Source organism: Klebsiella sp. TF21-TM (genome assembly GCF_019753495.1).
GTDB lineage: Bacteria > Pseudomonadota > Gammaproteobacteria > Enterobacterales > Enterobacteriaceae > Klebsiella > Klebsiella quasipneumoniae.
The window spans coordinates 80,967-97,968 of the sequence record NZ_JAIJYL010000006.1 but is presented as its reverse complement, the minus strand read 5'-3'; the positions used below and the strand labels follow the sequence as shown (position 1 = coordinate 97,968).

The window sequence follows — 17,002 nt, the reverse complement described above, 5'->3', positions numbered from 1 at the left end:
TTTTACCGTCGGGCATTTCGATGAAACGTGTTTCTCAATTGACCGCACTCGCCCTGCTCATGGGGCTTGCTGCTACCACCACCTGCGCCGCTGAAACCATGCCAGCGCTCACCCTCTCCCATCTGCAACAGCAGCACGGCGTGGCCATCGACACCCGCCTGAGCGCTTATTACAACGGCTGGCCGCAGCACGTCAACGGCCAGGAAGGGCATGAGCCGCAGGCGCTGAACCTTTCCGCCCGCTGGCTCGGCGCCATGAGCGACGAGCAGCTCCACAGCTGGGCTAAACAGCACCAGCTCCAGCCCGATACCCCCATCGCGCTGTACGGCAGTCCTGAGGATAACGCCAGCGTCGCGGCGCGACTGAAACAAGCGGGCTTCACCCGGCTCAACGTCCTGAGCGACGCTCTGAGCCAGGGCGACCGTCTGCAAAAGCTGCCGCACTTTGAACAGCTGGTCTACCCGCAGTGGCTGCACGATCTGCAGCAAGGGAAAAGCGTGGCTGCCGCCCCGGCCGGCGACTGGAAAGTGTTTGAGGCCGCCTGGGGAGCGCCGAAGCTCTATCTGCTGAGCCATATCCCGGGCGCGGGCTATATCGACACCAATGAGGTGGAGAGCGAACCCCTTTGGAATAAAGTGTCCGATGCGCAGCTGAAGGCGATGCTGGCGAAGCACGGCATCCGCCATGACACCACGGTGATCCTCTACGGTCGCGACGTCTACGCCGCGGCGCGGGTGGCGCAGATCATGCTGTACGCCGGCGTCAAAGACGTGCGCCTGCTGGACGGCGGCTGGCAGACCTGGTCCGACGCCGGTCTGCCAGTGGAGCGCGGCATGCCGCCGACGCCGCAGCCGGCGCCAGATTTTGGCGCGCCGATCCCCGGCCAGCCGCAGCTGATGCTGGATACCGAGCAGGCCCGCGGCCTGCTCCACCGTCAGGACGCCTCGCTGGTCAGCGTCCGCTCGTGGCCGGAGTTTATCGGCACCACCAGCGGCTACAGCTATATCAAACCGAAGGGCGATATCGCCGGCGCCCGCTGGGGCCATGCCGGAAGCGACTCCACGCACATGGAAGACTTCCATAACCCGGACGGCACCATGCGCAGCGCCGACGATATCGCTGCCCTGTGGCGCCAGTGGAACATCCTGCCGAACCAGCAGGTGGCGTTCTATTGCGGGACCGGCTGGCGGGCCTCGGAAACCTTCATGTATGCCCGGGCCATGGGCTGGCCGCACGTCGCTGTCTATGACGGCGGCTGGTACGAATGGAGCAGCAACCCGCACAATCCGGTCGCCCGCGGCGAGCGCGGCCCGGAAAGCAGCCAGTAACGCGTCCCACCCGCGCGCGTCGCCCCCTGCCGGCGACGCGCGATTTTCCGCTCACGCCACCCGCTTTAAGGTCCGGTAGCCGCTGGCGATACGCGTCGCCGTCGTCAGCCAGCATAGCGCGCCAAACAGCCACGCCAGCCAGGCGAAATGCGCCGGAAACAAGCAGCTGAGGACAAACAGCAGGATAGTCTCCGTCCCCTCCGTCAGCCCCCCGAGATAGTGCAGCGATTTATGGGCATAGCCGGGATTGGCGATCTGGTGCTTTGCCGCCAGCGCGGCAAAGGCGAGAAAGCTGCTGCCGGTGCCGATAAAGGCAAACAGCAGCCAGCCGCCCGCCAGGGCGTTATTCTGCGGATCCGCCAGGATAAAACCGAACGGCACCAGGGCATAGAAGAGAAAATCCAAAGAGATATCGAGAAAACCGCCGGCGTCGCTAAGCCCGCGCCGCCGCGCCAGGGCGCCGTCCAGGCCGTCCAGCAGGCGGTTGAGAAGAATGGCCGCCAGCGCCGCGCCATACCATCCTAATGCCAGAAATGGCAGAGCCAGCGCACCGATGGCAAAACCGAGCAGCGTCAGCCCGTCTGGCGAAATACCCGGGCGGTCAAGCGCGCCGGCGGCAGCGTTAAGCAGAGGTTTGAGGCGAGGATGCAAGTGGCTATCAAGCACGGGGGTCTCCAGCAGAGTTGGCGGTTGTCAGTAAAGGTCTATGGCGGTGATAATAGGCCAGTTTGGTCTTATTAACGTTGATGCTTATGCTAAAAATGATTGAAGTTGTCGCCGCCATTATTGAACAGGATGGCAAAATTCTGCTGGCGCAGCGCCCGCCCCACGCCGACCAGCCGGGAATGTGGGAATTCGCCGGCGGCAAAGTGGAGTCGGGTGAAAGCCAGCCGCAGGCGCTGGCCCGGGAGCTGCGGGAGGAGATGGGCATCATCGCCCACCCGGCATGCTATATCGCCAGCCATCAGCGGGAAGTCTCCGGTCGCCAGATCCATCTGCACGCCTGGTGGGTACCGAACTTTCAGGGCGTGCCGCTGGCCCACTATCACAGCCAGCTGCGCTGGTGCCTTCCTGCCGACGCCTTAACCCTCGATCTCGCCCCGGCCGATATCCCCCTCCTGCACGCCTTTATCGCCCATCGCCCGTCCCTTTCTCCCCGCTGATCCGCTCGCCGCCTCGTCATCGTTTTTAGTTATGACGGGCGGACAATTATAAATTTTGCTGACGGCTTAATTTTTCCTTGCTTGCCTAAGGATTAGCGGTGTTATAGTCGGAAAATCGGTTTTTTCAAGGACCGAATCATAATAAATACACGCAACCACAACCATAAGGGGAACTTATATCTATGGATCAGACGTGCACTCTGGAAGGCTTTCTCACCCGCGTTCAACAGCGCGATCCTCATCAAACCGAATTTGCTCAAGCCGTCCGGGAGGTCATGACCACCCTGTGGCCTTTCCTTGAGGAAAATCCGCGCTATCGTCAGCTTGCTTTGCTGGAACGTCTGGTGGAACCGGAGCGCGTGATCCAGTTCCGCGTGGTGTGGGTGGACGACCGCAATCAGGTCCAGGTCAACCGCGCGTGGCGCGTGCAGTTCAACTCGGCCATCGGCCCGTATAAGGGCGGGATGCGCTTCCATCCGTCGGTGAATCTGTCGATTCTCAAATTCCTTGGCTTCGAGCAGACCTTCAAAAACGCCCTGACCACCCTGCCGATGGGCGGCGGGAAAGGCGGCAGCGATTTCGATCCTAAAGGCAAGAGCGATGGCGAAGTGATGCGCTTCTGCCAGGCGCTGATGACCGAGCTCTATCGCCATCTTGGCCCGGATACCGACGTACCGGCGGGCGATATCGGCGTCGGCGGCCGCGAGGTCGGCTTTATGGCCGGCATGATGCGCAAACTCTCTAACAACAGCGCCTGCGTCTTCACCGGTAAAGGCCTCTCCTTCGGCGGCAGCCTGATCCGTCCGGAAGCCACCGGTTACGGCCTGATCTACTTCACCGAAGCAATGCTCAAACGTCACGGCCTCGGCTTCGAAGGCGCTCGCGTGGCGGTCTCCGGCTCCGGCAACGTCGCGCAATACGCCATTGAGAAAGCGATGGAGCTCGGCGCGCGGGTGGTCACCGCCTCCGACTCCAACGGCACCGTCGTTGACGAGGCGGGCTTCACCAAAGAAAAACTGGCCCGCCTGATCGACATCAAAGAGCGTGCCCACGGCCGGGTGGCCGACTACGCCCGCGAGTTTGGCCTCACCTATCTCGAAGGCCAGCAGCCATGGTCAGTGCCGGTGGATATCGCCCTGCCTTGCGCCACTCAGAACGAACTGGACGTCGATGCCGCCCGCCAGCTGATTGCCAACGGCGTGAAGGCCGTGGCGGAAGGCGCCAACATGCCGACCACCATCGCCGCGACCGATCTGTTCCTTGAAGCTGGCGTGCTGTTTGCCCCGGGCAAAGCGGCCAACGCCGGCGGCGTGGCGACGTCCGGTCTGGAGATGGCGCAGAACGCCGCACGCATGGGCTGGAAAGCGGAAAAAGTGGATGCCCGCCTGCATCACATTATGCTGGATATCCACCACGCCTGCGTGCAGTACGGCGGTGAAGCGAAGCAGACCAACTACGTGCGCGGCGCCAATATCGCCGGTTTCGTGAAGGTGGCGGATGCCATGCTCGCCCAGGGCGTGATTTAACCTCCCCTGACGCCCTCCCGGCGGCTGCCCGCCGGGAGGCGTCTCACGACGTCATCGTGATCACCACTTTCCCCAGATGCTGACCACTGTCCAGACAGGCATGCGCTTCGGCAATCTCCGCCATCGGGTAGCTGGCGTAGATCATCGGCTTGCATTTCCCTGCCTCAAGCAGCGGCCAGACGTGGCGCCGCAGCGCCTCGGCAATCTCCTGTTTCTCCGCCGTCGTCCGGCCGCGCATGGTGGAGCCGGTGACGGTCGCCCGCTTGAGCATCAGGGTCTGAATATCCACCTCATGAGCGATTCGCCCGCCCATAAAGCCGATGATCACCAGCCGTCCATCCTTTTTCAGTAACCCCAGGTTGCGGTTAAAGTAAGGGCCGCCCACGATATCCAGAATGACATCCACCCCTTCATCGTTGGTCAGTTGGTGAATTTTCTCTGCGAAATCTTCGGTTTTGTAGTTGATCGCCGTGGCGTAGGGTCGCAGCGCGGCAATTTTTTCGTCCTGGCCGACGGTGGCATAGACGCTCATCCCCAGCGCGTGACACAGCAGGACCGCGGTGGTGCCAATCCCGCTGGCGCCGCCGTGGATCAGAATGCTCTCGCCGGACTGCAGCTTACCGAGCTGGAAAACGTTCGCCCACACCGTGAAGAAGGTTTCCGGAATGGCGGCCGCTTCGCTAAAGCTGAGGCCCGCCGGGATCGGCAGCGTCTGGCCTGCCGGGACGGCGCAGTATTCGGCATACCCGCCGCCGTTGGTCAGCGCGCAGACGCGATCCCCGGGGGCAAAGGTTGTGACCTGCGCGCCGACCTTCACAACCACGCCCGCCACCTCGAGGCCGGGCACGGGGGTGATACCCTCAGGCATGGGATACAGCCCCTGGCGCTGCAGAATATCCGGCCGGTTGACGCCCGCCGCTTTCACCTTGATGAGCACCTCATGCTCCCCGACGGTGGGGATCTCACCTTCGCGGATCTGCAATACTTCCGGGCCACCCGGTTGGCTGATAGCGATATATTTCACGGGTCCTCCTTATCGCCTGGGAGAGAAATGAGCAACGGCATCGGGAAGGGCAATGGGCATCCCTGTTCTGAGGGGGTCGTCAACCCCTTCCCGGCTGTTTAGTGTAGACCATTGACCTGGCGGGGGGAGAAACGGCGGCCGCGGGGAAGCGCATCCTCGCGGCCGCCGGGCGGGTTATTGCGGCGGCGGCGCGGCATCGTCTGCCGCTTTTTTGCCTTTCGCTTTGCCTTTGCCCTTACTGAAGGATTTTTTCGCCCCGCCAGGCGCCACCAGACCGCGGAACTGGCGCACCGGCGTGCTGCGCGCCTGCTCGATCAGCTGATACAGCGTCCCCACCAGCGGCTGCATAAAATCCTGATAGCGGCACTGTTTCTCGCTGATTTGCGTCAATACCGACTCCCAGTGGGCGGTCATGTCCGGTCGCCCGGCCATCTCCGGCAGGGAATGAATCAGCGCCCTTCCGGCCTCCGAGGAGTGAATATAGCGCCCCTTTTTGCTCAGGAAACCGCGCTTAAACAACAGTTCGATAATCCCGGCGCGGGTTGCTTCGGTGCCGAGGCCGTCGGTGGCGCGGAGGATCTTCTTCAGATCTTTATCCTGCACGAAGCGGGCAATCCCGGTCATCGCCGACAGCAGCGTGGCGTCGGTAAAGTGGCGCGGCGGCTGCGTCTGGCGCTCCACCACCTCGCCCCTCTCGCACAGCAGTTCATCGCCTTTGGCCACCACCGGCAGCGGCGTGCCGTCGTTCTCTTCATCGCGCTCTTTGCTGCCAAGCAGCGTCCGCCAGCCCGCCTCGGCCAGAAAACGCGCTTTGGCGACAAATTTGCCGTTGGCGATCTCAAGGTCAATCTGGCATTTACGGAACACCGCGTCAGGGCAGAACTGCATCAGATACTGCCGGGCGATCAGGGTGTAGACCTTCGCTTCGTTATCGGTGAGTTTGACCTGGCTGCTGCGGGCGGTCGGGATAATCGCATGGTGCGCGTCGACCTTTTTATCATCCCAGCAGCGGTTGCGGATCTCCGGATCCACCACCGGCTGCGGCAGCAGATCCGCCGCATGGACGGCAATCGCATTCAGCACCGAATGGCGGCCGGCGAAATGCTCTTCCGGCAGGTAGCGGCTGTCCGAACGCGGATAGGTGATGAGCTTGTGGGTTTCATACAGCTTCTGGCAGATATCCAGCACGTTTTGCGCGCTGAAGCCGAAACGTTTGGCCGCCTCAATCTGCAGCGCCGACAGCGAAAACGGCAGCGGCGCGGGTTCGGAATCGCGCTTATCGTTATAGCCGGTCACCAGCGCCGGCTGGCCTTCGATACGCTTAACCACGTGCTCGGCCAGCGGACGATGCAGCAGGCGCCCTTCTTCATCCTGGTAAGGTTCGCAGGCTTCGCTCGGCACCCAGGTCGCGACAAAGCGCTCCTCCTGCGGCGTGACGATATGCGCTTTGACGTCGAAGAAATCTTTGGCGACGAAGTTTTCAATCTCTTCATCGCGGCGCACCACCAGGCCGAGCACCGGGGTCTGCACCCGCCCCACGGAGAGCACCCCCTGATAGCCGGCGTTGCGCCCCAGCAGAGTATAGGCCCGGGTCATATTGATGCCGTACAGCCAGTCGGCGCGCGCCCGCGCCAGCGCCGACACGCAAAGCGGCACAAACTCGCTGTTGGCGCGCAGGCGGTTGATCGCCCGCTCCACCGCCTGCGGGTTGAGATCGTTTATCAGACAGCGCTGCACCTGCTGGCGCTTCTCCGGCGCCAGCTGCAGGTAGTCGAGGACCTCGTCCACCAGCAGTTGCCCTTCACGGTCGGGGTCGCCAGCGTGGATAACCTCCTCGGCGTCGCCGAGCAGGCGCTTGATCACATTCAGCTGTTTGGTGACCGAAGGTTTGGGCTGCAGCTGCCATTTCTCCGGCACAATCGGCAGGTCGGTGAGATTCCAGCGGGCATAGCGGCTGTCATAGACGTCCGGCTGCGCCTGCTCCAGCAGGTGACCGATACACCAGGTGACCACCTGCCCGTTGCCGCACTCAATATAGCCATCGCCTTTGCGGTGCGGTTTAGGCAACACATCGGCGATAGCCCGACCGAGACTCGGTTTTTCTGCAATAAACAACCGCATCGAATCAACGGATCTCGATCATCGGTCGCCCGCCACGGGCGGTCACCAACTCGCCGATGGCGGCCAGCTTAATACCGAACTCCGCCGCGGCGGCCTGGACTTCCGCCTCCGCCACCGGGGCCACCGCCAGCAGCAGACCGCCTGAGGTCTGTGGGTCGCACAGCAGATCGCGCCACGCCGTCGGCATCTCGCCCATCAAATGGCCGTAGCTGGCGAAGTTGCGCCCGGTGCCGCCCGGCACCGCGCCGGCGGCGATATACTCCTCCACCCCCGGCAGTTTCGGGATATCGGCATAGCGCAGTTGCGCCTGCACGCCGGCCCCGCGGCACACCTCGCTGAGGTGGCCGAGCAGGCCAAAGCCGGTGACGTCGGTCATCGCCTTCACCCCGTCGATAGCGGCAAACGCGGCGCCGGCGAGGTTCATCTGGCACATGGTTTCCGTCGCCAGCCCCTGATGCTCTGGCTTGAGCAGCGATTTTTTCTCCGCGGTGGTCAGCACGCCGATCCCCAGCGGTTTGGTGAGATACAGTTTGCAGCCCGCCTGCGCGGTGCTGTTTTTCTTGATGCGCTCGGTGGGCACCACGCCGGTGACCGCCAGACCAAAGATTGGCTCCGGAGCGTCAATGGAGTGGCCGCCCGCCAGCGCGATCCCGGCCTGCTGGCAGGCAAAGCGCCCGCCCTCCACCACGTCGCGGGCGATTTCCGGCGCCAGGGTGTTGATCGGCCAGCCGAGAATGGCAATCGCCATAATCGGTTTCCCGCCCATGGCGAAAATATCGCTGATGGCGTTGGTGGCGGCAATGCGGCCAAAGTCGAACGGATTATCGACAATCGGCATAAAGAAGTCGGTGGTGCTGACGATTGACGTGCCATTACCAAGATCGTAAACGGCGGCATCATCGCTGGTTTCGTTGCCGACAAGCAGGTTCGGGTCGACAAACTTCGCCTGCTCGCTATGCAGGATGGTTTCCAGCACTTTCGGGGAAATTTTACAACCACAACCGGCTCCGTGGCTGTATTGCGTTAAACGAATGGCTTGCTCGCTCATGGACATCTCCTGTCATTGCAATCCCGCTATGTTAGCGCCCAAACGTCAGGGTGGTAAGTACGACAGTCTGAAATCGCGTATGGTTGCTCATTAAGCAGACAAAAAGCCGTTTTTGCGAGACGCGGCAATTTTTTCCCGACCATTTTCACTTTTACTTAAAGATGACAGAAATGTGACAACCCAGGACTGTCTTCTCTGGAATGATTATGACGTAAGGAAATTCTAATGAAAAAGCGTGTTCTTGCCCTTTGCCTGGCCAGTTTCTTCTCCGTTAACGCCTTCGCGCTGGTTCCCCCCGGTAACGATGTCACCACCAAGCCCGATCTCTACTATCTGACCAATGCCCAGGCCATCGACAGCCTGGCGCTGTTGCCGCCGCCGCCGGCGGTGGGCAGTATCGCGTTCTTAAACGATCAGGCGATGTATGAGCAGGGGCGCCTGCTGCGCAACACCGAGCGCGGGAAGCTGGCGGCAGAGGATGCCAACCTCAGCGCGGGCGGCGTGGCTAACGCCTTCTCCAGCGCCTTTGGCTCGCCGATCACCGAAAAGGACGCGCCGCAGCTCCATAAGCTGTTGACCAATATGATTGAAGACGCCGGCGATCTGGCGACCCGCGGCGCGAAAGAGAGGTATATGCGCATTCGCCCGTTTGCCTTCTACGGTGTCTCCACCTGCAACACCACCGAGCAGGACAAGCTGGCGAAAAACGGCTCTTACCCATCCGGGCATACCTCCATCGGCTGGGCCACCGCCCTGGTGCTGGCGGAGATCAACCCGCAGCGGCAGAACGAAATTTTGAAGCGCGGCTATGAGCTCGGCGAGAGCCGGGTGATCTGCGGCTATCACTGGCAGAGCGATGTCGATGCGGCGCGCATCGTCGGCTCCGCGGTGGTCGCCACGCTGCACACCAACCCGGCCTTCCAGCAGCAGTTGCAGAAAGCCAAAGACGAATTCGCCAAAACGCAGAAGTAACGTCATCGCCGTTGAACTCCCGGATACGGCGCCTGGCGCGCCTTGTCCGGGCTACCTTTGGGGCTGCAGGCCGGGTAAGGCGCACGCCGCCGCCCGGCATAGATGCGGCTCCGAGCCTGCTGCCATCGCCCGGCGGCGCTGTGCTTGCGCGGGCCTACATTAAGGGGTATCCGTCTGATATAAGGATGGTTATGTAGGCCGGGTAAGGCGCAGCCGCCACCCGGCGAAATAACGGCGCAATCGTAAATTTCCCTGCTCGCGCTGCGCTTAGCAGGGCTACCACTCCTGTGTTATGTCCGGGCAGATGGCGCTCCCGATATGTCTTCTGCGTTATGTCTGGCATGGCGCAGGGAGCACACAGGGGGCGGCCAGCACCGGCAGTTTCAGCAACAATGGTGAATAAATTAACGACAGGTCGCACGAATGTAGGCCGGGTAAGGCGCAGCCGCCACCCGGCGTAACACGCGCTGACTCAGAATCGCGTCACAAACGGCGCGGTATCCGGCAGGGCAATGGTGGTTGAGGCTTTCAGCTGCGGCGTGCCCAGATAGAGGAAGCCGACGATTTTATCCTGCTCGCGGCACCCGAAGCCGGCCCGCACCACCGGGCTCTCGGTCAATGCTCCGCTGCGCCAGATGCCGTTGAATCCCTGGGCCAGGGCCGCCATCTGCATCGCCATCACCGCGCAGCCAGCGGACATCTCCTGCTCCCAGCGCGGCACCTTCGGGTGGTCTTCACAGCGCGCCACTACGGTAATGATCAGCGGCGCGCGAAACGGCGCATTGCGGGCTTTCTCTATGCCCTTCTCATCCTGGCCGGCCTCCAGGGCCCCCTTTTCCAGCAGTTGACTAAAGCGTTCGCGGCCGTCATCGGCGATAATGTAAAAGCGCCACGGCTGCAGGGTGCCATGATCCGGGGCGCGCAGCCCGGCGCGCAGAATGTTTTCCAGCTGTTCGCCGGCCGGGGCCGGTTCCGCCAGGCGGGAAGCGCTGCGGCGATTAAGCAGTAGGTCGAGAGCATCCATCTGTATAACTCCTGTGATGTCATTTTTCATAAAATTAACATGCACAAGGATTTTGTTACAGCGCGGTCGGTGATTCCTGCTGACAACCGACGGCTCACTCTTTAGGATAGCCAGACGCGGCGGCCCCTGCGGCCTGCCCATTTTTAGATAACGTTAGGGAGAATACATGCGAACCCTTTGGCGACTGATTGCCAGCTTTTTTAAATGGACGTGGCGGATACTCAACTTTATTCGCAAACTGGCCCTCAATGCGATCTTCCTGGTGCTGGTGCTGGTGTGTATCGGCATCTGGAGCCAGTTCAGCAGCACCACCAGCGAACATGCCGCGCGCGGCGCGCTGCTGCTGGATATTACCGGCGTGGTGGTGGATAAACCGTCCGCCAGCAGCAAGCTCGGCGTAATTGGCCGCCAGCTGTTTGGCGCCAGCTCGGACCGTCTGCAGGAGAATTCTCTGTTCGATATCGTGCAGACCATCCGTCAGGCGAAGGATGACCGTAATATCACCGGTATTGTGCTGGATCTGAAAAACTTCGTCGGCGGCGATCAGCCCTCCATGCAGTACATCGGTAAAGCGCTGCGCGAATTCCGCGACAGCGGCAAACCGGTGTATGCCGTCGGCAGCAGCTACAGCCAGGGCCAGTACTACCTGGCGAGCTTTGCCAACAAAATCTGGCTCTCTCCGCAGGGCGAGGTGGACCTGCACGGCTTCGCCACCAACGGGCTGTACTACAAGTCGCTGCTGGATAAGCTGAAAGTCTCCACCCATGTCTTCCGCGTCGGCACCTATAAATCCGCCGTCGAGCCTTTCATTCGCGATGACATGTCCCCTGCCGCCCGCGAAGCGGACAGCCGCTGGATTGGCGAACTGTGGCAGAACTACCTCAACACCATCGCCGCCAACCGGCAGATCACCGCCCAGCAGCTCTTCCCGGGCGCCCAGGGCATTATCGATGGCCTGCGTAAGGTGGGCGGCGATACGGCGAAATATGCGCTGGACAATAAGCTGGTGGATGAGCTGGCGACCTCCACGGAAGTGGAAAAGGCGCTGACCAAACAGTTTGGCTGGAGCAAAGCGGATAACAATTACCGGGCGATCAGCTATTACGACTACAACGTGAAAACACCGTCTGACCAGGGTTCCGCCATCGCGGTGATCTTCGCCAACGGCGCCATCATGGACGGCGAGGAGACCCCGGGCAACGTCGGCGGCGACACCACCGCTGCGCAAATTCGCGATGCGCGCCTCGACCCGAAAATTAAGGCCATCGTCCTGCGCGTCAACAGCCCGGGCGGCAGCGTGACCGCCTCGGAAATCATTCGCGAAGAGCTGGCGGCAGCCAAAGCCGCGGGTAAACCGGTGGTCGTTTCAATGGGCGGCATGGCGGCCTCCGGCGGCTACTGGATCTCCACGCCGGCGGACTACATTGTCGCGAACCCAAGCACCCTCACCGGCTCCATCGGCATCTTTGGGGTGATCAACACCGTGGAAAACACCCTCGGGTCGATTGGCGTCCATACCGACGGCGTCGCCACATCGCCGCTGGCGGATATCTCCAGCACCAAAGCGCTGCCGCCGGAAGTGCAGCAGCTGATGCAGTTGAGCATTGAGAACGGCTATCAACGCTTTATCACCCTGGTGGCTAACGCGCGTAAGAGCACGCCGGAGAAAATCGACCAGATTGCCCAGGGCCACGTCTGGACCGGGGAAGATGCCAAAGCCAACGGTCTTGTCGACAGCCTCGGCGACTTCGACGACGCGGTGGCCAAGGCCGCCGAGCTGGCGAAGCTGAAAACCTGGCACCTCAACTACTATCAGGAAGAGCCCACCTTCTTCTCGATGGTGCTGGACAGCCTGACCGGTTCGGTACGCGCCTCGCTGCCGGCCGCCATTCAGGCCTGGCTGCCTGCGCCGGTGGCCGCGGCAGCCGAGACGGTGAAAGCCGAAAGCGACAAGCTGGCGGCGTTTAACGACCCGCAGAACCGCTATGCCTTCTGCCTGACCTGCGCCAACATCCGTTAATACGCAGCGGCTGCCCCGTCTCCCGGGGCAGCCTTTTTTCCGCACCTGCCAGCGCCGCCACAAAGCGAGCGGCCAACACTGTATTTTTTCCTCCGTCTCTTTATACTGCGCCTGTCTACGACCAACCTAAGCGATGCTATGCAAAAAAAATCGATTTACGTTGCCTACACCGGTGGGACCATCGGTATGCAGCGCTCTGAACACGGCTATGTACCCGTTTCCGGCCATCTCCAGCGTCAACTGGCGCTGATGCCTGAGTTCCATCGCCCGGAGATGCCGGACTTCACGATCCATGAATACCATCCGCTGATGGATTCATCCGATATGACCCCTGAGGACTGGCAGCACATCGCTGACGATATCCGCAGCCATTACGAGGAGTATGATGGCTTTGTGATCCTCCACGGTACCGACACCATGGCGTTTACCGCCTCTGCGCTGTCGTTCATGCTGGAAAACCTCGGTAAACCGGTGATTGTGACAGGGTCACAAATCCCGCTGGCCGAGCTGCGCTCCGACGGCCAGATCAACCTGCTCAATGCCCTGTACGTCGCCGCCAACTATCCGATTAACGAAGTGGCGCTGTTCTTCAACAATCGGCTGTTCCGCGGTAACCGTACCACTAAAGCCCATGCCGACGGCTTTGACGCCTTCGCCTCGCCAAACCTCGCGCCGCTGCTGGAGGCCGGGATCCATATCCGCCGTCTCGGTACCCCGCCGGCGCCGCAGGGCCGCGGTGAGCTTATCGTGCACCCCATCACCCCGCAGCCGATTGGCGTGGTGACGATTTACCCCGGCATCTCCGCCGACGTGGTGCGTAATTTCCTGCGCCAGCCGGTGAAAGCGCTGATCCTCCGCTCCTACGGCGTCGGCAATGCGCCGCAGAATGGCGAGTTTATTCAGGTGCTGGCGGAAGCCAGCCAGCGCGGCATTGTGGTGGTCAACTTGACGCAGTGTATGTCCGGGAAAGTGAACATGGGCGGCTATGCCACCGGCAATGCCCTCGCCCAGGCGGGAGTCATCAGTGGTTTCGATATGACGGTGGAAGCGACGCTGACCAAGCTACACTATCTGCTGAGCCAGCAGCTGGACGTTGACGCCATTCGCGCGGCGATGCAGCAGAATCTGCGTGGCGAACTGACCCCTGACGAAGCTTAAGGAGGACGTATGGCGCATCGAGCGCTGTTACTGGTTGATTTGCAGAACGACTTCTGCGCCGGCGGCGCGCTGGCGGTTCCCGAAGGCGACAGCACCGTCGAGGTGGCCAATGCGCTTATCGACTGGAGCCTGGCGCGCGGCGAGCCCATCGTCGCCAGCCAGGACTGGCATCCCGCGGATCACGGCAGCTTCGCCAGCCAGCACCAGGTGGAGCCCTACACCGTGGGCGACCTGGATGGCCTGGCGCAAACTTTCTGGCCGGATCACTGCGTTCAGCACAGCGAAGGCGCGGCGCTGCATCCCCTGCTCAAGCAGCAGGCCATCGCCGCCGTGTTCCACAAAGGGCAAAACCGGGTCATTGACAGCTACAGCGCTTTTTTTGACAACGGTCACCGGCAGAAAACTGAACTGGACGGCTGGCTGCGTGGTCAGGGGATCGTGGAGCTGACCGTGCTCGGCCTCGCCACCGATTACTGCGTTAAGTTCACCGTGCTGGATGCCCTGGCGCTGGGCTACACGGTCAACGTCATCACCGACGGCTGCCGCGGGGTGAATCTTCAGCCGCAGGACAGCAGCCAGGCGTTTATGGAGATGGCCGCCGCAGGCGCCACGCTCTATACCCTCGACGACTGGCGGGAAACCCACGCCTGATCCCGCCCCCGGCGCGCCCGCGCCGGGGCTTTTTCTACCGCTTCGTTATCGTCCATAAATTGAACTCTCTCGCAGTTTCAACAGGTTATTGCTGGTAGTCTGGCAAGGCTGTTTTTTCGCCACGCCATTTCCGTGGCGCGGTTATTTTTTTTATGTCAAAGAGGAACCACTATGAAACGTTTGCCCTTGCTGGCAGCCTTGCCCCTGCTTTGCGCTTCCGCGCTCTCTGCCCAACCGCTGATGTCCGTCGGCTATTTCAACGGCGGCGGCGACGTCACTGCCGGGCCGGGCGGGGATATCGACAAGCTGGACGTCCGGCAGATCACCCATCTCAACTACTCGTTTGGCCTTATCTATAACGATGAAAAAGACGAGACCAACGCAGCCCTGAAGGATCCTGCTCATTTGCACGAGATCTGGCTGTCGCCGAAGGTGCAGGCGGATCTGCAAAAGCTCCCGGCCCTGCGTAAACAGAACCCGGACCTCAAAGTCCTGCTGTCGGTCGGCGGCTGGGGGGCGCGCGGTTTCTCCGGCGCGGCGGCAAGCAAAGAAACCCGGAAGGTGTTTATTCAGTCTGCGCAGGAAATTGTTGAAAAATATGGTCTGGATGGGATTGACCTCGACTGGGAGTTTCCGGTCAACGGCGCCTGGGGGCTGGTTGCCAGTCAACCGGCCGATCGCGATAACTTTACCGCGCTGTTAAAAGAGCTGCGCGCAGCGTTTGGTACCAGGAAACTGGTCACTATCGCCGTGGGCGCCAACGCCGAAAGCCCGAAAAGCTGGGTGGACGTCAAAGCGATTGCGTCATCGCTCGACTACATCAACCTGATGACCTACGACATGGCCTACGGCACGCAGTACTTCAACTCGAACCTGTATGACTCCAGCCACTGGCCGACGGTCGCCGCGGCGGATAAATACAGCGCCGATTTTGTGGTCAACAATTACCTGGCCGCCGGGCTTAAACCCAGCCAGATGAACCTCGGAATTGGTTTTTATGGCCGGGTGCCGAAACGGGCGGTCGAGCCGGGGATTGACTGGAGTAAAGCGGATGCGCAAAAGAACCCGGTCACCCAGCCCTATTTTGGTCCACAGCAGATCGCGCTGTTTGCCTCGCTGGGCTATGACCTGAGCAAAGACACCTACGTGAAATACAATGATATCGTGGGCAAATTGCTCAACGATCCGCAGAAACGCTTTACCGAGCACTGGGACGATGAGGCGAAAGTCCCGTGGCTGTCGGTGCAGTCCGCGGAGGGCAAGCCGCTGTTCGCCCTCTCCTACGAGAACCCGCGCTCGGTGGCCATTAAAGCGGACTACATCAAGGCGAAAGGCCTCGCCGGAGCGATGTTCTGGGAGTATGGCGCCGATGACCAGAACCAGCTGGCCCGCCAGCTGGCGGAATCGCTGGGGATCAAACACTAATCGCGGCTGTTCCGCCGCATCGCCGCCGCCGGGCGGCGTGACGCAGGCAGCATCGCCGGCAATGCAGGTATATCGCGCCGCCCGGGATAGGTTATGATGCCTGTTATCCGCTGCGCCAGGGGCTGGCGCAGCTTAACCGTTTGACAGGAGGCAGGGGGCCATGGCCTATATCCCCAAAAATTACGCACGTCTGGAAGTGGGTTACCGCGAAAAGGCGCTCAAGCTCTTTCCCTGGGTATGCGGACGCTGCTCACGGGAGTTTGTCTACTCCAATCTGCGCGAGCTGACGGTGCACCATATCGATCACGACCACTCCAATAACCCGGAAGATGGCAGCAACTGGGAGATGTTGTGCCTTTACTGTCACGATCACGAACATTCCAAGTACACCGAAGCCGATCAGTATGGCTCCACGGTGGTAGCGGGCGAAGATGCGCAAAAGAGCGTCGGCGAGGCCACCTACAACCCGTTTGCCGACCTGAAAGCGATGATGAATAAAAAGTAAGCGAAGCGACTGGCCGCCGGGCGCGGTCATTGACGCTACCCTAGTCCGGCGCCGGATCACCCGACGCCGGAACGTCTCCCCGCCGGCCGGCGGTTTATTGCAACTTCACGGTGGCTATTGGCTTCGGCACGATGCCGAAATCTTCCTTCAGCTGCTGTTTGCTCTTCATCACCATCTGCCCGCGGGTGTCGATGGTCATATGCTGGGCGTCGGTGTTATACCGGGCCTGCCACAGCATCACCAGCTGCAGGCTATTTTCCTTCTGCTCCGGCGTCAGCGCCACGCCATCCGGCCATTTTCCCAGCTCTACCGCCGTCGCCAGACGCTGATACACTTCCGGGGTCATGCTGTCGATAATTTGTTCAATATCCATCTTCCGCTCACCTCCACCTGGAATAATTTGCTGAATCGTTTCTTCAGCCCTTAATCTGCTCGCCGTTCTGCTCATCGGTGAAGCTGAGCGACGCCGAATTGACACAATAGCGCTCGCCGGTCGGCTGCGGGCCATCCGGAAACACGTGACCGAGATGGGCATCACAATTTCCGCAGCGGATTTCAATGCGCTGCATGCCGTGGGAGCTGTCGTCCAGATAGCGAATGGCCTCTTCGCTTACCGGCTCGTAGAAGCTCGGCCAGCCGCAGCCGGAGTCGTATTTGGTCTGGGAGTTGAACAGCGGCGCATCGCACACCAGGCAGTGATACACGCCATTTTTCTTGTTGTGCAGCAGCCGTCCGGTGAAAGGCGGTTCGGTGCCATGATGTTGGGTCACGTAAAACTGCATTTCGCTCAAGCCGTTTTTCAGCTCTTCCGGGGAGGGTTTATTTGCCATGGGCTTACATCTCGCTTTGCAATGGACAACTTTCGCCCCAATTCTAACAAAACATTAACAATGAAGCGTACACTTTTGTTCTAAACTTATCCGGTGCCCACAGGCAGCCAGATAATTGTGACTTAAATCACGTTTTTATCTTAAATGCCCTTTAAAATTCCGCGCGCAGCCCCCATATGGAATTGGGCTCAAAGGGAGAGTGAGGCA

The 17,002-nt window shown here is 61.0% G+C and carries 16 protein-coding genes; 9 read left to right on the top strand and 7 right to left on the bottom strand.

The features are described from left to right. Positions 1–20: 20 nt before the first annotated feature. Entirely contained in the window at positions 21–1,328 is a 1,308-nt protein-coding gene (locus tag K5R89_RS08060) for a sulfurtransferase (RefSeq protein WP_217259100.1), read from the top strand. Positions 1,329–1,379: 51 nt separating this feature from the next. Here the strand turns inward: K5R89_RS08060 and K5R89_RS08055 are convergent, their stop codons facing one another. Continuing rightward, on the bottom strand, positions 1,380–1,994 hold the full coding sequence (locus K5R89_RS08055; RefSeq protein ID WP_032452514.1) for a CDP-alcohol phosphatidyltransferase family protein: 615 nt from the start codon (positions 1,992–1,994) through the stop codon (positions 1,380–1,382). An 86-nt stretch (positions 1,995–2,080) separates the two neighbouring features. Here K5R89_RS08055 and K5R89_RS08050 point away from each other — a divergent pair, with 86 nt between their 5' ends. Together K5R89_RS08050 and gdhA are read left to right on the top strand one after the other, a co-directional pair. Next, on the top strand, positions 2,081–2,491 hold the full coding sequence (locus tag K5R89_RS08050) for a pyrimidine (deoxy)nucleoside triphosphate diphosphatase (RefSeq protein WP_049015058.1): 411 nt from the start codon (positions 2,081–2,083) through the stop codon (positions 2,489–2,491). 182 nt (positions 2,492–2,673) lie between these two features. Continuing rightward, positions 2,674–4,017, top strand: coding sequence for an NADP-specific glutamate dehydrogenase (gene gdhA, locus K5R89_RS08045; RefSeq protein ID WP_004176526.1), 1,344 nt, complete (start codon positions 2,674–2,676; stop codon positions 4,015–4,017). A gap of 43 nt (positions 4,018–4,060) precedes the next feature. Here gdhA and K5R89_RS08040 read toward each other — a convergent pair whose 3' ends face one another. The 3 genes from K5R89_RS08040 to selD form a co-directional block, all read right to left on the bottom strand. Beyond that, positions 4,061–5,041, bottom strand: a complete 981-nt coding sequence (locus K5R89_RS08040) for an NAD(P)H-quinone oxidoreductase (RefSeq protein WP_217259099.1) — start codon at positions 5,039–5,041, stop codon at positions 4,061–4,063. A gap of 174 nt (positions 5,042–5,215) precedes the next feature. Beyond that, the gene (locus K5R89_RS08035; protein ID WP_181479646.1) at positions 5,216–7,162 is read right to left on the bottom strand and encodes a DNA topoisomerase III; all 1,947 of its coding nucleotides are present in this window, start codon (positions 7,160–7,162) and stop codon (positions 5,216–5,218) included. Between the two features lie 4 nt (positions 7,163–7,166). Continuing rightward, a complete protein-coding gene (gene selD, locus K5R89_RS08030) occupies positions 7,167–8,210 on the bottom strand; it encodes a selenide, water dikinase SelD (protein ID WP_217259098.1) in 1,044 nt (347 codons plus the stop codon). A 225-nt stretch (positions 8,211–8,435) separates the two neighbouring features. On the opposite strand from selD, the gene phoC reads away from it, so the two are divergent. Further along, positions 8,436–9,182: an acid phosphatase PhoC gene (gene phoC / locus K5R89_RS08025; protein ID WP_217259097.1), complete on the top strand. Its 747-nt coding sequence runs from the start codon at positions 8,436–8,438 to the stop codon at positions 9,180–9,182. A gap of 472 nt (positions 9,183–9,654) precedes the next feature. On the opposite strand, the gene K5R89_RS08020 is transcribed toward phoC, so the two are convergent. Beyond that, entirely contained in the window at positions 9,655–10,206 is a 552-nt protein-coding gene (locus K5R89_RS08020; protein WP_117136851.1) for an NAD(P)H nitroreductase, read from the bottom strand. Positions 10,207–10,372: 166 nt separating this feature from the next. On the opposite strand from K5R89_RS08020, the gene sppA reads away from it, so the two are divergent. The 5 genes from sppA to yajD all read left to right on the top strand — a co-directional run bounded on the left by sppA (position 10,373) and on the right by yajD (position 15,965). Continuing rightward, a complete protein-coding gene (gene sppA / locus K5R89_RS08015) occupies positions 10,373–12,226 on the top strand; it encodes a signal peptide peptidase SppA (RefSeq protein WP_004203792.1) in 1,854 nt (617 codons plus the stop codon). Positions 12,227–12,364: 138 nt separating this feature from the next. Continuing rightward, positions 12,365–13,384 (top strand): asparaginase, encoded by a 1,020-nt coding sequence (ansA, locus tag K5R89_RS08010; RefSeq protein ID WP_023289277.1) that lies wholly within the window; start codon positions 12,365–12,367, stop codon positions 13,382–13,384. 9 nt (positions 13,385–13,393) lie between these two features. After that, positions 13,394–14,035 carry a bifunctional nicotinamidase/pyrazinamidase gene (pncA, locus tag K5R89_RS08005; RefSeq protein WP_087827925.1) on the top strand — a complete coding sequence of 214 codons (642 nt, stop codon included), beginning with the start codon at positions 13,394–13,396 and terminating at the stop codon, positions 14,033–14,035. Between the two features lie 171 nt (positions 14,036–14,206). Beyond that, entirely contained in the window at positions 14,207–15,460 is a 1,254-nt protein-coding gene (locus K5R89_RS08000) for a glycoside hydrolase family 18 protein (RefSeq protein ID WP_032452507.1), read from the top strand. A 160-nt stretch (positions 15,461–15,620) separates the two neighbouring features. After that, the gene (gene yajD, locus K5R89_RS07995) at positions 15,621–15,965 is read left to right on the top strand and encodes an HNH nuclease YajD (protein ID WP_002901254.1); all 345 of its coding nucleotides are present in this window, start codon (positions 15,621–15,623) and stop codon (positions 15,963–15,965) included. A gap of 94 nt (positions 15,966–16,059) precedes the next feature. On the opposite strand, the gene K5R89_RS07990 is transcribed toward yajD, so the two are convergent. Together K5R89_RS07990 and msrB are read right to left on the bottom strand one after the other, a co-directional pair. Continuing rightward, on the bottom strand, positions 16,060–16,338 hold the full coding sequence (locus tag K5R89_RS07990) for a YeaC family protein (RefSeq protein ID WP_004203787.1): 279 nt from the start codon (positions 16,336–16,338) through the stop codon (positions 16,060–16,062). A 43-nt stretch (positions 16,339–16,381) separates the two neighbouring features. Then, positions 16,382–16,795, bottom strand: coding sequence for a peptide-methionine (R)-S-oxide reductase MsrB (msrB, locus tag K5R89_RS07985; protein WP_004203786.1), 414 nt, complete (start codon positions 16,793–16,795; stop codon positions 16,382–16,384). Positions 16,796–17,002: the final 207 nt, after the last annotated feature.

What these genes read in the sequence shown, in the direction of transcription:
- K5R89_RS08060 (WP_217259100.1), top strand. Translation starts at nt 21, where the DNA reads ATGAAACGTGTTTCTCAATTGACCGCACTCGCCCTGCTCATGGGGCTT.
- K5R89_RS08050 (WP_049015058.1), top strand. Translation starts at nt 2,081, where the DNA reads ATGCTAAAAATGATTGAAGTTGTCGCCGCCATTATTGAACAGGATGGC.
- gdhA (WP_004176526.1), top strand. Translation starts at nt 2,674, where the DNA reads ATGGATCAGACGTGCACTCTGGAAGGCTTTCTCACCCGCGTTCAACAG.
- K5R89_RS08035 (WP_181479646.1), bottom strand. Translation starts at nt 7,162, where the DNA reads ATGCGGTTGTTTATTGCAGAAAAACCGAGTCTCGGTCGGGCTATCGCC.
- selD (WP_217259098.1), bottom strand. Translation starts at nt 8,210, where the DNA reads ATGAGCGAGCAAGCCATTCGTTTAACGCAATACAGCCACGGAGCCGGT.
- phoC (WP_217259097.1), top strand. Translation starts at nt 8,436, where the DNA reads ATGAAAAAGCGTGTTCTTGCCCTTTGCCTGGCCAGTTTCTTCTCCGTT.
- K5R89_RS08020 (WP_117136851.1), bottom strand. Translation starts at nt 10,206, where the DNA reads ATGGATGCTCTCGACCTACTGCTTAATCGCCGCAGCGCTTCCCGCCTG.
- sppA (WP_004203792.1), top strand. Translation starts at nt 10,373, where the DNA reads ATGCGAACCCTTTGGCGACTGATTGCCAGCTTTTTTAAATGGACGTGG.
- ansA (WP_023289277.1), top strand. Translation starts at nt 12,365, where the DNA reads ATGCAAAAAAAATCGATTTACGTTGCCTACACCGGTGGGACCATCGGT.
- pncA (WP_087827925.1), top strand. Translation starts at nt 13,394, where the DNA reads ATGGCGCATCGAGCGCTGTTACTGGTTGATTTGCAGAACGACTTCTGC.
- K5R89_RS08000 (WP_032452507.1), top strand. Translation starts at nt 14,207, where the DNA reads ATGAAACGTTTGCCCTTGCTGGCAGCCTTGCCCCTGCTTTGCGCTTCC.
- yajD (WP_002901254.1), top strand. Translation starts at nt 15,621, where the DNA reads ATGGCCTATATCCCCAAAAATTACGCACGTCTGGAAGTGGGTTACCGC.
- K5R89_RS07990 (WP_004203787.1), bottom strand. Translation starts at nt 16,338, where the DNA reads ATGGATATTGAACAAATTATCGACAGCATGACCCCGGAAGTGTATCAG.
- msrB (WP_004203786.1), bottom strand. Translation starts at nt 16,795, where the DNA reads ATGGCAAATAAACCCTCCCCGGAAGAGCTGAAAAACGGCTTGAGCGAA.